The organism is Pseudomonas sp. GG8 (genome assembly GCF_052976945.1).
Genome location: NZ_JBRIIP010000001.1, coordinates 4,397,383 through 4,412,862 on the forward strand (window position 1 = coordinate 4,397,383; position 15,480 = coordinate 4,412,862).

General features: G+C 59.5%; 8 protein-coding genes and 1 rRNA gene. 5 read left to right on the forward strand and 4 right to left on the reverse strand.

Features of this window, described 5'->3' with window-relative positions; all coding sequences use genetic code 11:
- Positions 1–144 precede the first annotated feature (144 nt).
- The 5 genes from ACVBEG_RS21075 (at position 145) to ACVBEG_RS21095 (ending at position 5,768) form a co-directional block, all read left to right on the forward strand.
- Positions 145–1,107 carry a LysR family transcriptional regulator gene (locus ACVBEG_RS21075; protein WP_322278494.1) on the forward strand — a complete coding sequence of 321 codons (963 nt, stop codon included), beginning with the start codon at positions 145–147 and terminating at the stop codon, positions 1,105–1,107.
- 290 nt (positions 1,108–1,397) lie between these two features.
- Complete coding sequence (locus tag ACVBEG_RS21080; RefSeq protein WP_322278121.1) at positions 1,398–2,249, forward strand: sugar phosphate isomerase/epimerase family protein; 852 nt, start codon at positions 1,398–1,400, stop codon at positions 2,247–2,249.
- 15 nt (positions 2,250–2,264) lie between these two features.
- The gene (locus ACVBEG_RS21085; protein WP_322278119.1) at positions 2,265–3,332 is read left to right on the forward strand and encodes an isopenicillin N synthase family dioxygenase; all 1,068 of its coding nucleotides are present in this window, start codon (positions 2,265–2,267) and stop codon (positions 3,330–3,332) included.
- Positions 3,333–3,395: 63 nt separating this feature from the next.
- A complete protein-coding gene (locus ACVBEG_RS21090; protein ID WP_322278116.1) occupies positions 3,396–4,199 on the forward strand; it encodes an ABC transporter substrate-binding protein in 804 nt (267 codons plus the stop codon).
- 54 nt (positions 4,200–4,253) lie between these two features.
- Positions 4,254–5,768: an amino acid ABC transporter permease/ATP-binding protein gene (locus ACVBEG_RS21095; protein ID WP_322278113.1), complete on the forward strand. Its 1,515-nt coding sequence runs from the start codon at positions 4,254–4,256 to the stop codon at positions 5,766–5,768.
- On the opposite strand, the gene recD is transcribed toward ACVBEG_RS21095, so the two are convergent.
- The 4 genes from recD to rrf form a co-directional block, all read right to left on the reverse strand.
- A complete protein-coding gene (gene recD, locus ACVBEG_RS21100) occupies positions 5,763–7,862 on the reverse strand; it encodes an exodeoxyribonuclease V subunit alpha (protein ID WP_447108281.1) in 2,100 nt (699 codons plus the stop codon). The genes ACVBEG_RS21095 and recD overlap by 6 nt on opposite strands.
- A complete protein-coding gene (recB, locus tag ACVBEG_RS21105) occupies positions 7,859–11,584 on the reverse strand; it encodes an exodeoxyribonuclease V subunit beta (RefSeq protein ID WP_447108282.1) in 3,726 nt (1,241 codons plus the stop codon). Before recB ends, recD begins: the two co-directional genes overlap by 4 nt.
- Positions 11,581–15,066, reverse strand: a complete 3,486-nt coding sequence (recC, locus tag ACVBEG_RS21110) for an exodeoxyribonuclease V subunit gamma (RefSeq protein ID WP_447108283.1) — start codon at positions 15,064–15,066, stop codon at positions 11,581–11,583. The genes recB and recC overlap by 4 nt, the downstream gene beginning before the upstream one ends.
- A 177-nt stretch (positions 15,067–15,243) precedes the next feature.
- Positions 15,244–15,359: ribosomal RNA gene (gene rrf, locus ACVBEG_RS21115) — 5S ribosomal RNA — on the reverse strand.
- Between the last annotated feature and the right edge of the window lie 121 nt (positions 15,360–15,480).

Below are 15,480 nucleotides of genomic sequence, written 5' to 3' on the forward strand. Positions count from 1 at the left end.
TGGCAGGTGGGTGTTGCCTGGGATGTGGCTCGCGGCCTTGCGGGTCTTGCTCCTGAGCCGCTGATCAAGAAGTTGGTCATGGGCGTGTTTTGGAGTATAGATGTGCAAACTTCTAATAAGAACGCTCATAAAAGCCGGATCAATATGCAAAAAAACATCACGTCCTTGAACCTCCTCAATTGGGACGACCTGAAGTTTTTCCTTGAGGTCGCCCGCACCCGCAAAGCCAGCACTGCGGCCAAGCGCCTGGCGGTGGACTACACGACGGTGTCCCGACGGATCAATTCGCTGGAGGGATCGCTGGGGACATTACTGTTCGAGAAATCGCGCACTACCGGTTTTATCCTGACGCCCGAAGGCCAGCGCCTGCTCGGTTATGCCGAGTCGATCGAAAGCACGCTGCACCTGGCCTGCGAGCAGGTGTCAGGCTCGGGAGTGGCCCTGTCCGGCCATGTACGCATGGGTTGCACCGAAGGGTTTGGCAGCTTTTTCATCACGCCACAGCTGACGCACTTTCTCGACGCGTACCCGGCTATTTCGGTGGATATCCTGCCGCTGCCACACTTCATCAGCCTGTCCAAGCGCGAAGCCGACATCGTCATCGCCCTGGAGCGCCCCGAACATGGACCGTATGTCTGCTGCAAGCTGTGCGACTACAGCCTGCGCCTATATGCCACCCAGGAATACCTCGACCGCCATCCACCGATCCGGCGCAGCGCAGACCTGGCTGACCATCAGTTCATCAGTTACGTCGACGACCTGGCCTTCAGCTCGGAGCTGCTTTATCTAAGCAATTTACTCCCCGGCGCCAACGCGCATCTGCGCAGCACCAGCGTCATTGCCCAGTACGTAGCGGCGCTGCAAGGTCGGTCACTGGCGATCCTGCCGTGCTTCCTGGCAGCACAAGACCCGCGCCTGCTGCCCGTTCTGGAAAGCGAAGTGAAGATCACACGACAATTCTGGATGTACTGCCGCGAAGACCTGCGCAAGCTCAAGCGGATTACCCTGTTGTGGGATTACATCCGGGCGGTGACCGAGAAAAACAGCCAGCTTTTACTGGGTGAAACGAAGAAAATGCTGTTTGCAGACCAGCCGGGTGAACACTAACCCTGTGTAGGAGCGGGCTTGCCCGCGATAAGCCGGGCTCACGGCGGATCGCCGGCAAGCCCACTCCTACAGTTGATCTGTGTCTAGATAGTTTAGAAATCTCTGAACTATGGATTTGAGCTTTCCTATTCTTCCCACTCCCGCGCCACCCCTAAGATCCATTCCACCAAGGGACCGGATACCCAGAGATTCGGCCTAAAGATTACCCCTTCGCTACTGCCCATCGTTGCCGACCCGGCTTATGCCGTCGTCGCGCTGTGCCGTAGCCCGAGGAATCTTTGAGGTCATCAATGAAACTGGATATTTTCCGCACACTCTGGGGCTATACCGCGAGCAAAACCCAGGCGCTGGAAGAGCTGCTGGATGCTGGCTTCGACGGTATGGAAGCGCGTCTGCCGCTGGAAGCCAGCGAGCGTGCAGAGTTCTCGGCGTTTCTAAGAGCCAACCAACTCGGCTATATCAGCACCGTTTTCACCGCCTACAACGTCTTGCCCGAGCAGGCGGCACCAGTCACTGAACACTTGGTCGACCTGGACAAAAAACTCGCCTGGGCCGCCGAACTGTCGCCGCGCTTCGTCAATGTGCTCGCCGGCAATGACCGCTGGCAGTTGCCACAGCAGGTCGACTTTTTCGGTCGGGCGCTGGAACTGGCACGCAAACACGGTCAAGTGTGCAGCTTCGAAACCCATCGCTCGCGCTCGCTGTTCAATCCGTGGATTACCCTCGAACTGATCCGCCAACTGCCTGATCTGTTGTTCACCAGCGACATCAGCCATTGGATCGTCACCTGCGAGCGCCTGCTCAACGACCCCGAGGACGACCTCAGCGCGTTCGTTGATCGCGTGCATCACATTCAAGCCCGGGTCGGCTATGACCAGGGCCCACAGGTCCCGCACCCGGCCGCGCCGGAATACGCCAAGGAGCTGGCCTTCCATCAGCAGCATTGGGAAGCGATCTGGCACTCGCAAAAAAGACGCGGCTATCAGGTTAGCACTCTGACCCCGGAATTCGGCGCCGACGGTTACTTGCATCACCTGCCCTTCACCAACGTGCCCGTGGCCGATCTGTGGTCGCTGAACGTGTGGATGGGCCAGACCGAGCGCGAGCACTTCCAGCGTTTCACTCAATCGACTTGTCTTTGAAGGAGCGTTTTCGTTATGCCTGATCTCTCCCAAACCTCGGCACCCTCGGTCGCGGCCAACTTCAGCAGCATCCCCGTGGTGGACATTGCCGGGTTGTTCAGCACCGACGTCGCTCAGCGTCAGGCCGTCGCCGCAGCGCTAGGTGCTGCCGCCCGCGAGGTCGGTTTTCTGTACATCAAAAACCACGGCATCGACGCGCAGCTGATCACTGGCCTGTATCAAGCGGCCAAGGATTTTTTCGACCAGCCCTTCGACACCAAGATGCAGCACTACATTGGCACCTCAAAGACCCATAAAGGCTTCGTGCCCGAAGGTGAAGAGGTTTACGCCAAGGGCAAGCCCGACCATAAAGAAGCCTTCGACATCGGCTTCGAAGTACCCGCCGATGACCCGTTGGTGCTGGCCAATACGCCGCTGCTGGGGCCCAACGAGTGGCCGCTGCTGCCCGGTTTCAAAACGTCGGTGCAAGCCTATTACGCCGCAATTTTCGCCCTTGGCCGCAGGCTGTTCGGTGGCTTCGCCCTGGCATTGGGCCTGGAAGAAGACTACTTCGACGCGATGGTCACGCGTCCACCGTCCAAGCTGCGGCTGATCCATTACCCGTTCGACGACGCTGCGCAGGACGCGCCCGGTATTGGTGCACACACCGATTACGAGTGCTTCACAATATTGCTTGCCGACAAGCCGGGTCTGGAAGTCATGAACGATCTGGGCCTGTGGATCGATGCGCCGCCCATTGAGGGCGCCTTTGTGGTCAACATCGGCGACATGCTCGAGGTCATGACCGCTGGTACGTTCGTTGCTACGGCTCATCGGGTCAGAACGGTGAGTGAGGAGCGTTACTCCTTCCCGCTGTTCTACGCCTGCGACTTCCACACCCAGATCAAGCCGCTGCCCAGCTTCGCTCAGGCCGGCAAAGACTACGAGGAAATCGCCATCGGTGAACACATGTTCGGCCAGGCCCTGCAGACCTACCAATACCTGCGCAAACGGGTAGAAAACGGCGAGATAGCACTGCCGGAAAAAGCCCGCAAACCGTCGAGCTTCGGGCACCTGAAAAACCAGACCCCGGACGCTCCCTAAATGCAGTCCTGTCACGATCCCGTTAACCCATGTCGCCTTTTTTCTACTGTGGAGTCACCGACGATGCGCAACAAAAACAACACCGCTGTTCGCTTGACCGTACTTGCCGCCGCCGTGTTTGGCGCCACCCTGGCCCACGCCGCTACAACGGTGACGCCGGGGCAGTTCAAGGTGGGTATGGAGATTACTTACCCGCCGTTCGAGTCCTATGACAAAGACAAGAACGTGGTTGGCTCCGACCCCGAGCTGGCCAAACTGCTGGCCAGGCACATGGACCTCAAGACCGAATTCGTCGACACCAAGTTTCCGAGCCTGATCCTTGGCCTCAACTCCGGCCACTACGATGCGATCATCTCCGGGATGTACATCACCCCTGAGCGCCAAACCCAGGCCCAAACCATCCCCTACGCCAAAACCGGCGCTGCGATCATGGTGCTCAAGGACAGCCCGCTGAAACCGAAAACCCCGGAAGACCTGTGCGGCCTGAAAGTCGGCCTGGAAAAAGGCACGACCTGGGTGGCGCAGTTCAACAAGCTGTCCACTGACTACTGCGTGCCGAACAACAAAGGCGTCATCGCGGTCAGCGAATTTCCGTCAGCACCGGAAGTGACCCAGGCGCTGCTGTCCGGCAACGTCCAGACTCAGGTTGAAATCGATGGCGCGGCCGGCATGATCGCCGAGCGCACCAAAGGCCGTGTGGTGGTCAGCACCGAGCATTCCATCTATCAACAGACCCTGGGCATCTTCGTCAAAAAGGGTAACGAAGCGCTGTATCAGGCGTTGCTTAAAGCCTTCGACGACAGCAAGAAAAGCGGCGAATACGCGGCCCTGTTGAAGAAATACAACCTAGAAGAACCCACCCACTGATTTTTCCCTGTGTGACCTGCCGGCCCCCTGTGAGGCCGGCAGCTTGAGGTGTACATGCAATTTGAATGGTCGTACTTTTTTTCTCTGTTCTCCGTGTCGGATTTCTGGGAAGCCTGCATCACGGTGATCGAGCTCAGTGCCTTGGCCTGGTTCATCGGCATGCTGCTCGGTTTTCTGCTGGCCTCGGCCAAACTCTCGACCTCACGCTGGTTGAGTGTGCCCGCGTCGATTTATATCTGGTTCTTTCGCAGCATCCCGCTGCTGGTGTTGGTGGTGTTCGTCTACAACCTGCCCCAACTGTTTCCGTTCACCCGCGAAGTGCTGTCCAACCCCTTCTATTCCGGCTTGTTCGCCTTGGTGGTGACCGAGGCGGCGTACATGGCGGAGATTCATCGTGGCGGCCTGATTTCAGTCGCCAAAGGGCAGAAGGAAGCCGGTCGGGCACTGGGTATTGGTCTGATTGGCATGCAACGGCTGATCGTGATCCCACAAGCTTTTCGGATTTCCCTGCCAACCCTGATCAACGAATACATCACCGTGGTGAAACTGACGTCACTGGTCTCGGTCATCTCGCTGACCGAGCTGCTGACTGTCGGCCAGCGTCTCTACGCGCAGAACTTTCTGGTGATGGAAACCCTGTCAGCCGTGGCGGTGTACTACGTGTTGATCGTCAGCCTGTTCGGCTGGTTGCTGCAGCGGCTTGAGCAACACCTGGAATTGAACAACCGCACGCCACAAACCCTCGACGCGGCCGGCGTCGCTCAATTGCGCGCCAGCCTGATACCGACATCCAGCGTCGTCCGTCCGCAAAACGGCATCGGTGCCGCACCCGCGCTACAGCTGCATAACATCCACAAAAGTTATGGTCAGCATGACGTGCTCAAAGGCATCGATCTGGACGTGAACGCCGGCCAGGTGATTTCCATCATCGGCCCGTCCGGCTCGGGCAAGACCTCACTGATCCGCACCATCAACAGCCTGGAGAGCATTGATCAGGGCGAGATCATCCTGTTCGGCGAAAGCTTCATCCATGCCGGCGACAACCTTAACAGCGCCCAGATCCGTTACGGCGTGCAGCGCATCGGTATGGTTTTTCAGAGTTTCAACCTGTTCCCGCACCGCACCATCGTCGACAACATCACCCTCGCACCGTTCTACCACGGCCGCGAACAGCCACCGAGCGAACAGCGCGCCTATGCACTGCTGGACAAAGTCGGCCTGCTGGCCCACGCCCACAAATACCCGCATCAGCTGTCTGGCGGTCAACAACAGCGCGTCGCCATTGCTCGTGCCTTGGCGATGGACCCGCAGATCATGCTGTTCGACGAACCCACCTCCGCCCTTGATCCAGAGTTGGTGGGCGACGTGCTCAACGTCATCCGCGACCTGGCCAAAGAGGGCATGACCATGCTCATCGTCACCCACGAAATGGACTTTGCCCTGTCGATCTCCGACCGGATAATTTTTATGGAGGACGGGCTCATCCAGGTCGACGCCACGCCGCAAGTGATCAGGGCGCATGACGCGGGTGAGCGGGTCAGGCGGTTTATGGGGTTACATCCGCTATAACCCCAGCATCAAACCGCTCAGGCGCTTGACCTTGCGCCTGAGCGCCTCGTCGAAAATGCCCTGGCGCGGCTCGATCAGGCTGAACCAGTGCTTGGCCCGCGTGATGCCGGTGTAGATTAGCTCTTTGGTCAGTACCGGATTCAAGGACTCAGGCAGGATCAGCGCGGTGTGGGCGAACTCCGAGCCTTGAGATTTGTGTACGGTCATCGCGTACACGGTTTCAACATCGTTGAGCCGGCTGGGCAGCACGAAACGCACGCCGCCACTGCCGTCATTGCGCGGAAACGCGACGCGCAGCACCTGGCGTCCCGCCTCCTCGGTGCTGCGTTCAGGCAAGCGCAGGGCGATGCCGATGTCGCCGTTCATCAAGCCCAACCCGTAATCATTGCGCGTCATCAGTACCGGACGCCCCTCATACCAGTGCTGATCGCTTTCGATCAGGCCCGCGTTGAACAGCGCCTGAGTGATGCGTTGATTCAGCCCTTCAACACCCCACGGGCCTTTCCGCACCGCGCACAGCAACTGGAACGAATCGAACGCTTCCAGCACCGAACGCGCCCAGAGTGTCCAGCATGGATCTTCAAGCGCGGCCCCTGCGGCTGGCCGCTGATCGGCCAGCACACCCAGATAATGCCGATAACCTTGCGGGCCTTCGGTGCCCTGTCCCAACCCCTCCAGCAGCAAGCGCTCCAGCGAGCGGTCCTGCTCACCCTTGAGCGCCAGTGCGAACAAGTCATTGTGGCTGCGCGCGGCTAGCAATGCCCGTGCGTCTTCGGCCTGTTGTTGATTGACCAGCCGGGCCAACTGGCCGATACCGCTGCCCTGCACAAAACGCCGGGAATGGCGCAGCATCACCACTTGTTGGGCCAACGGGAATTGCGTGGCGTCACCTTGCTGCAGTCCGCTTTTGCCCAGGTCTTCGCCGCTGACCGCTTGCAGCCAGGCTTGGGTTTGCGGGCTGTAGAGGCCCGCCTCCGCATCGCGGCACAAATCACCCAACACGGCACCGGCTTCCACCGAGGCCAACTGGTCTTTGTCACCAAGCAAAATCAGGCGCGCATGGGCCGGCAACGCAGCCAGTAGATTGGCCATCATTTCCAGGTCGATCATGGAAGCCTCATCGACCACCAACACGTCCAGCGGTAGCGGATTACCCGCGTGATGGCGGAAATGACGAGTGCCCGGACGGCTGCCCAGCAGACGGTGCACGGTGGTCACGTCGCTGGGGATTTTTTGCCGCACGTTTTCAGCCACTTCAAGGGACTGGACTTGATGACTGATGGACTCGGTCAACCGCGCAGCCGCTTTACCGGTGGGTGCCGCCAGACGAATGCGCAACGGCTGGCCGCTCTCCACGGCAGGCGCCTGCAACAACGCCAACAGCCGCACCACAGTCGTGGTTTTACCGGTACCAGGGCCACCTGTGATGATGCTGAAGGCGCTGCGTGTCGCCAGCGCGCACGCCAGCTTTTGCCAGTCGATCAGCGCATCAGGAGCCGGATTGGCCTTGCCGAACAACGCATCGAGTCGTTGCGCCAGATCTGTGGGCGCGGCTTCCTGTTGCGCCAGACGCTGACGCAATGCAGCGGCGATACGTCTTTCGTAGCTCCAGTAACGACGCAAATACAGACGCCGACCCGACAGCACCAATGGCCTGTGCGCAGCGGCCTCGCTGTGATCATCGGCCTGCGCCACCAAGGCACTGCCAGCCAACGCCTGACACCAGGCGCCACCGTCCAGCGCCACCAGCAATTGCGAGGGCAACAGCATCGGACCTGACTGCAGATCGCCCTCAGGTGGCAACGACAGGGCGAAGTCCGGCTCCTTCAGTGTTTCATGCAGGTCCAGGCAGACGTGCCCATGACCCAGTTGATGGCTGGTCAAGGCCGCTGCCAGCAGCACCAGCGAATCCGCCTGCGGGTCCAGTTCACTGAGGAACGCGACAAAGGCCCGATCCAGCGCCCGCAGCCAGCCACGTTCGACCCAGCGTTCAAGCAACAGCAGCAGATCGTCGACACGACTCAGCGGCGTCAGCTCGGCCAGGCTTTGTGCATCCAGCGGTGTGGGCAACAGTTCAGCGAATGAACGACTCATGCGGGCTCTCCTGACAGCACATCTTCCTGGGGCAACGACTTGCCTTGAAACAGTCGATCCAGACGCTCGATCAGCTCACGCGGCGGACGGGTGAAGTAGGCGCCCTGACTCGGCGCACGGGTGCCGCGCAGGAACAGGTACAGCGCGCCGCCCATATGCCGGTCGTAATCGTAGTCAGGCAGACGCGCCTTGAGCTGGCGGTGCAGGGCCAACAGGTACAGCACGTATTGCAGGTCGTAACGGTTGTCCAGAATCGAGGCGGTCATCGCTTGCTCGGTGTAGGCCTCTTCATCAACGCCCAGCCAGTTGGACTTGTAGTCAGCCACGTAATAACGACCCTGGTGCTCGAACGTCAGGTCGATAAACCCTTTGAACATGCCGTTGAGCGATGCCGCTTCCGCCGGTGCTCGCGGCGCGCCGTCATGGGTGTAGCGCCGAACCAGCGCATCCATCCGTGCCACGTCGACCTTGTGACAGGCGAACCAGAACTCTATTTCGACCTGATACTGACCCAACTGCCCCAGCGACATAGGCTGGTCATTAGCCTCCAGACGCAACGGCACATTGAGCAAGTGCGTCATCCAGTCGGTGAGCGTCGGAATCCAGCCCTGCCAGCCACGCCGATTGCAGCGGCTGCCGATGGCTTTTTCCAGCTTGACCGGGTCGGCTGCCGCTGCGGCAAAACCTTCACGCCCGGCCCACTCCAGCAAGCCGTGCAGAAAGGTCCCGGGATTAGGTCCGCGCGGGAACCGATGGATGTCGCCACCACTGACCAGCACCTCGCGAGGTGCATCGGGATCGAGTCGTTCGTCGTCGAACAGTTTTTGCGCCTGCGGGCTGTCCGGGGATTCGTCGCTGCCTGCGGTGAGGGTGTCGCCAATACGCAAGGCGCTGTAAGACGCAATCCACCAGTTTTCGGCCGCGCGGCGTTTTGGCAGGCGTGGTTTAAGCAATACGGCTTCGTTGCGCGGCGGACTGAACGTGATGTTCGTCGGCGCAGGCATGGCTTCGACGCTGAGGGCCGTGCAGTGTTCTTTCAGTTGGTGCAGCCATTGGCTCAGCCCTGCGGATTCGGTCAACGGCGTCCCGCCACCCAGCAAATAACCCAGCGCAGAGCGGTGCAGCGTCGAGCTGTTAGCGTTGCCACGCTTGAGGTCCGCCACACCCAACCAGCAGACGAATTCTGCTCGTGTGAGGGCGACGTAGAGCAGGCGTAAATCTTCTGCGAGACGCTCGTTATCTGCTTGTTCGATCAAGGCCGCCGTGGGCTTCAGACTGATCTGTGCCCTTCCGTCCGCATCATGAAAGTGCAACGGCAAACGGCTGCCATCCACCGGTTTTGAGGAGCAGATGAACGGCAGGAACACCAACGGGTATTGCAGGCCTTTGGACTTGTGGATGGTCACCACTTTGACCAATTGCTCGTCGCTTTCCAGGCGCAGGATCTGTTCTTCACCGGCCTGACCGGACAACGCCAGATGCTCGCCTAGATGGCGAATCAGTGCTTGTTCGCCATCCAGTTCGGCAGCGGCTTGTTGCAGCAGTTCAGACAAGTGCAGCAAGTTGGTCAGCACGCGCTCGCCGTCGTTGCGGCTGATCAACGCCTGCGGCAATTGAAAGTCGTGCAACAAGCGTCTCAGCATCGGCAGCACACCTTGGCTGCGCCAGATCGCACGATAACCACGGAACTGCATGACGCGTGCTTCCCACGCCAATTCGTCCTGATTCAGACGCTCAAGCTCGGCCAGTGACAGGTTCAGAGTGATGCAGGCCAAGGCGGCGCGCAGGGTGCGTTCGGAGTCCGGTTCGGCGCAGGCTTTGAGCCAGCTCAGGACGTCGTGGGCTTCCTGGGCGGCGAACACCGAATCCTTGTCCGACAGATAAACACTGCGCACACCACGGGCCGACAGCTCTCCGCGCACGGCCTGCGCCTCTTTACCGTCGCGCACCAGGATCGCGATATCGGCGGGCAGTAAACCGCGCAGCGCTTTACCCGGCAGGCCGAACCCGGTGAGACCTTGCTGGCCTTCATTGAGCAGGCGCACGATTTCGCTGGCACAACTGGCGGCCAGCTGTTGTCGATAGGTCGCACCGGAGACCGGCTGATCACTTTCCAGCTGCCAGACATTCAGCGCGGCGGGGGCATGACCATTGACCTGAAACAGTTCTTTGCGCCCTTGGGATTTGGCAGGTCCGAACGGCACCTGATTGTCAGCGCCGTCACGGAACAGAAAGGCGCCACGCCCCTGCTCACGTTGCTCGGCGCGTTCGAATACATGATTGACGGCCTCGACCATGGCGTGGCTGGAGCGAAAGTTTTTATCCAGCGTGTGCCAGCGCCCAGTGGTGGCAGAGCGCGCGCGCAGGTAGGTGTAGATGTCAGCGCCACGGAACGCATAAATCGCCTGCTTGGGGTCGCCGATCAGGAACAGCCCGGTCTCGCGGCTGTTCTCTTCGAGTCGGTAGATGCGCTCGAAAATCCGGTACTGCACGGGGTCGGTGTCCTGGAACTCATCGATCAGCGCGACGGGGAACTGTTCACGAATCAAGGTCGCCAGACGCTCGCCCCCGGCGCTGCCCAATGCCGCATCGAGCCTGAGCAGCATGTCGTCGAAACCCATTTCCGCCCGCCGACGCTTCTCTTCTTCGAAGCGCGTGCCTACCCATTGCGCGGCGTGTTCAAGCACTGCAGCATCGGGCGTGGGTAGGGTGTCGAGACTGGCCTTGAGTTCAAGCATCGCTTCGAGCGCCGGGTGCGATGGTGCGTCGCCCTTCCACGCTTCGGCAAAACCATCTGGCGTAAGGCGAGTGAAGCCAGTGCCCAGATCGAGTTCTTCCTGATCCTCGTCAGCCGCCCATGCGGTGAGCTTTTCGAACCACGGTTTGAAATAGCGCTCCTGCATCTTGCGACCATCGACGGCCTTGCGTGTGACAGCGTCAATGCAGATCACCTGTAGCTCGGCGGCCCAATCGACCCAAGGGGCTTTCAGGGCCTGCAACGCTTCGCGACGTTGCTGCAATGTCGCCGCGATCAGCTCGGCAGGCTCTTGGGTTGTATTGCCTCTTTCGCCGTCGCCAGCGTTGCCGAACAGGGCTCGAACCCTCGGCAGCAATGCCGCAGGACTGCCCCAATGAGCGCGCACCCACTTCAGCGCATCACCGTTCATGGGATAGCAAAACCGGCGCCAGTAATCGCGCAGCACTTCACTGAGCAATTCGCTGTGATCGGTTTCCAGGGTCTGGGTGAACAGGCTACCACTGTCGAAGGCGTGCTCGCGCAACATGCGCTGACACCAACTATGGATAGTCGACACCGCAGCCTCATCCATCCACTGCGCTGCAATATCCAGGCGATTGGCGCACCCGGGCCATTGCTCAGCGCTGTACTGATCGCGTAACTCAGCGATCAGATCATCGGGTGCAGCCATCTCATCACGAAAGAACCGTGCAGCTTCCGCCAAGCGCGTGCGAATACGGTCGCGCAGTTCTTTGGTGGCGGCATCGGTGAAGGTCACCACCAGAATTTGCGGCGGCAGTAACTCGCGGCCGAAACCCGATTCGCCGCCATGGCCGAGGACCAGGCGCAGGTACAACGCAGAAATGGTGAAGGTCTTGCCGGTGCCGGCGCTGGCCTCGATCAACTGGCTTCCGTGAAGAGGGAAGCGCAGGGCCAGGGATGCCGTCTGTTGTTGGGTCGGCTGTTCTGTTTGATTGAGGTTCATGCGCTGGCCTCCGCAGTGGACAGGGATTGCCAGGAGGCTTCGAATAACGGTCGATACAGCGCGTCACACCAACCCACAAATTCTTCGCTGCCGATCAGTGCTGCAAAGTCCGGGAACTGACGGGCCAGCGCCGTGCTTTCGCGACGCTCACCATTGGTGGTCTGACCATCGCCTTCGTAAGCCTTACAGGCTGCTGCCTCTGCCTTCGCTTCGTCACTCTGACCGAGCCAGGCAAACGCGGTTTTTACGGCCACGGGCAGTGGTCGCTGCATACCGGTTTGCCAGGCCATCAACAGATGATTAAGCGCAGTCGCCGCAGCGTCTTTTTCCAGCGGGTCCAGCAACAGGGTTTCATCGCTGGCGACCAACGCCGTGCTCAGCGATAGACCACACGCGCAGGCCACCAGGTGAATAACCCAAGGCCGCGTCAATCGATGCCACTTGCGGGTTCTCTTCGAGCCAATGGCGTTCGGAATTGCGGTCACGGCCAACAACCCACCGCTGCTGTTTTTATGCAGCCCGCTGAGCCAGCCGTCCAGACTCACCTGCTGGTGAGCAAAGCTGACAGGCAATGCACTGTTCAGCGGTTCGGGCCACTGGCTCAGCAGGTCGTGATAACGCTGGAGCAGGTCAGGTAACGGCTCGATCAGCTCCTCTTGCAGACTCGCACCAAAACCGGCCATGGGCAGCAACCCACTGCCTTGCAGTCGTCGGGCTTGAGACAGCAAGGCGTCGTCGATCTGCTCGGGTCGAGCCAATGCTGCTTCAAGCAGGCTTTCACTCAGGCTGTATCGCTCAAGGGCATCGAGCACGAAGGGTTCTTCATCCGCGAGGGGCGCTTCGGCCACTTCGAAGAAAATCTTCAATCGCTGGCTGAAGAAGTGCCGGACGGGATTGCGCAAAAAATCTTGTAATTGCGCGAGGCTCAGCGGCTCCTCCTGCTGATGCTCCGACAGTGCTGGCGCTTCGACAGCCGGGATGTTCGACTCATGCAGCATCTGCCATTCGCGAGCAAAGCTAAAGAAACCGCTGCCGTCATGGAAATACTGCGCACTGAACGGCTGCAAGGGGTGTTCGAGGGTCAGCTTGTGGAGCAACTGTTCGCCGGGATTACGTTTCTCCGTGTCTTCTGGCTCTGCCGCGCCGACCGGCTTCCAACCGCTGGCGAGATGATCGCGAAGTTGACCAATCAGCACCGACGCCGGACGTTCGCTGTTGTCGCGGATGCTGCGCCCGACCCAACTGATGTATAGCTGATCGCGGGCAGAGAGCAGCGCTTCAAGCAGCAAGTAACGATCATCTTCACGCCGGGAGCGATCACCGGGACGGTAGTCGCTGCCCATCAAATCGAAGTCCAGCGGCGGTTGTGCCCGTGGGTAATCGCCATCGTTCATGCCCAACAGGCAGACCAGTTTGAAGGGGATTGCCCGCATGGGCATCAGGGTGCAAAAGTTAACCGAGCCTGCCAGAAATCGCTGAGACAGACGTCCTTGGTCAAGGCCGGCCAACCAGGCTTCGCGGACGACGGTCAGGGGAAGTTCGTCGAGCAAGCCAACCGCTTCACACGTTTCCAGCCAGGTTTCACGCAGTTGCTCAAGTTGGCCAAGCAGGTAGTCGTCATGCTCACTGTCGGCCGCGAAGAACACGTGCATCAGGGCTTGCAGGCGCGCGCCCCAAACGTGAGGCGGCGCCGGGAGCGAGAGCTCACTATGAGCGACCTGTAGGGCATCGATCAGTGAGACCAGTGGGCCAATCAGCGCGGCATCAAGCCCGCCAATCTCATCGTACGGTTCAATGCCGTAATAGGAGGCACCCGCCCCAACGGCGTAACCCAGCAGCATGCGACGCAGGCCGAAATGCCAGCTGTTCTGCTCCAGTTCATCAGGCAAACCCAGGCCCGCGCGCTGCTTGGCGTTCAAGCCCCAACGAACACCTGCACCTTCAATCCAGCGATGCAGCGTCGCAAGGTCCCGCTCTTCGACGCCAAACCTTGCACGCAGCGCCGGGACGTCCAGCAGGTCAAGGATTTCACTGACCGGGAATCGACTGTCCGGGATCTTCAGTAGATGTTCGACTGCAATCAACAACGGCTCACGGCCGCGCTGACCCTGGTCCGCCAGAGTGAACGGAATGAAACGTCGATCATCACGCTCGAGCTGGCCGAACACAGCACGGATGTGCGGGGCATAGCTATCGATGTCGGGGACCATGACGATCACATCGCGCGGGCGCAGATCAGGGTCAGCGCTGAAACGGGCGAGTAATTGATCATGAAGGATTTCCACTTCCCGCTGCGCGCTGTGCGCTACATGGAAACGGATCGAACGGTCTTTGCCAGGATCGACCGCTGTCCACAGATCGCGGGTCTCGCTGAGTGGGCGCAGTTCGAGAATGTCGTCCTGTAGCTGGTTCAATATCGTGTGAGGTTCGCTCTCACTGAACAGATCGATACGTCCGTCTCTGAACGCTGCCCGGTAGCTGTTGGGCTCGTCATAACTGTCCAGCAAATTGATGTAGTCACGACCTTGTTTGCCCCACGCGGCGAGCAGCGGATGTGCATGCTGGTGCAGCGCTTCGGGATCCAGCACAACGGGCATTCCGGCTTTACGCGCCTGACGCTTATATTGATGCCGTAACAGGTCTTTATCGGCGACGATGTCTGCCCAATGGTGCCGACACGGGTTGTGCACACAGAGCAGCACCTGACTGAATTTTGCCAGACCGGCCAAGGCTTCGAGCGCTTGTGCCGGTAGCGAAGAGATGCCAAACACAATGACCCGCGAAGGGAGGCCCGCAGGTGCCTCGGTCAGGCTATTGATACGCTCGATAAAACGCTGGTGAACGCCCGCGCGACTTTGCGCCATGTCTTCGACACCGACGTCCAGCAGTAGCGCACGCCATAACTCTGCCTGCCAGCAATTGGCCGGTGTCAGAGCTTTGCTCTCACCTCGGCCATTGCGCAATTGATGATGGCCGGCAGCCCAGTCTTCAAGCCAGTCAGCCCGGTATACCTGGTACTGGTCAAACAGGTCCGCGAGTCGCTCAGACAGCTGATAGCGCTTGCGTAGATCGGTGTCGTTAGTGAGGAAGCGTTGCAGAGGCTCGAAATGCGGCTGGTCAATCAACGCAGGAAGCAGGCGCATCAAACGCCAAGTAAGAGGGGCCTTGTCCAACAGCGAAGTCGCTGGAATTTCATCACGTCCCAACACCACTCGGTACAGCTGCCACATGAAACTACCGGGGAGTTGCACATCCACTGCGGCTGCAATTCCGCATCCACCCTGATCGTCGTCCTGAGAGTCCTCAGCCAACGCCAGTTTCAACCATTGAGCGATGCCGTTGCTTTGCACCAACGCAATCTCATTCTCCAGGGGCGCCAGCGGATAACGCCGCATCCAGGAAACGACAAGGCTGCGCAACTCATCCAGTCGGTTGCCATGAACCACCATGAATCCAGCAGTGAGCGTTGGTGTAACCGGCATAGCTGCTTCCTTGACTGATACCGTCATTGAGTTTCGCGCAGACGGCCCATGAATTGGATGAAAAGCTGATGGCAGAACCTTAAGGGCAAGCGAGCAGGATTGCCACCTGATCCAACTTTTTCTCGCACACAAACAAAACCCCTGTCTGCGTAAGCAGACAGGGGTTTCGGAATTTAATCTTGACGATGACCTACTCTCACATGGGGAAACCCCACACTACCATCGGCGATGCATCGTTTCACTGCTGAGTTCGGGATGGGATCAGGTGGTTCCAATGCTCTATGGTCGTCAAGAAATTCGGCTGCCGGATCGTCGTGCTTGCGCGCAACGGGCCAACTAATGGGGATGTGATAGATCTGTGGGTTGTTGCCAATTTTCGGTTTGTGTCGTCTTCACACACCGCAATCTGCTCTT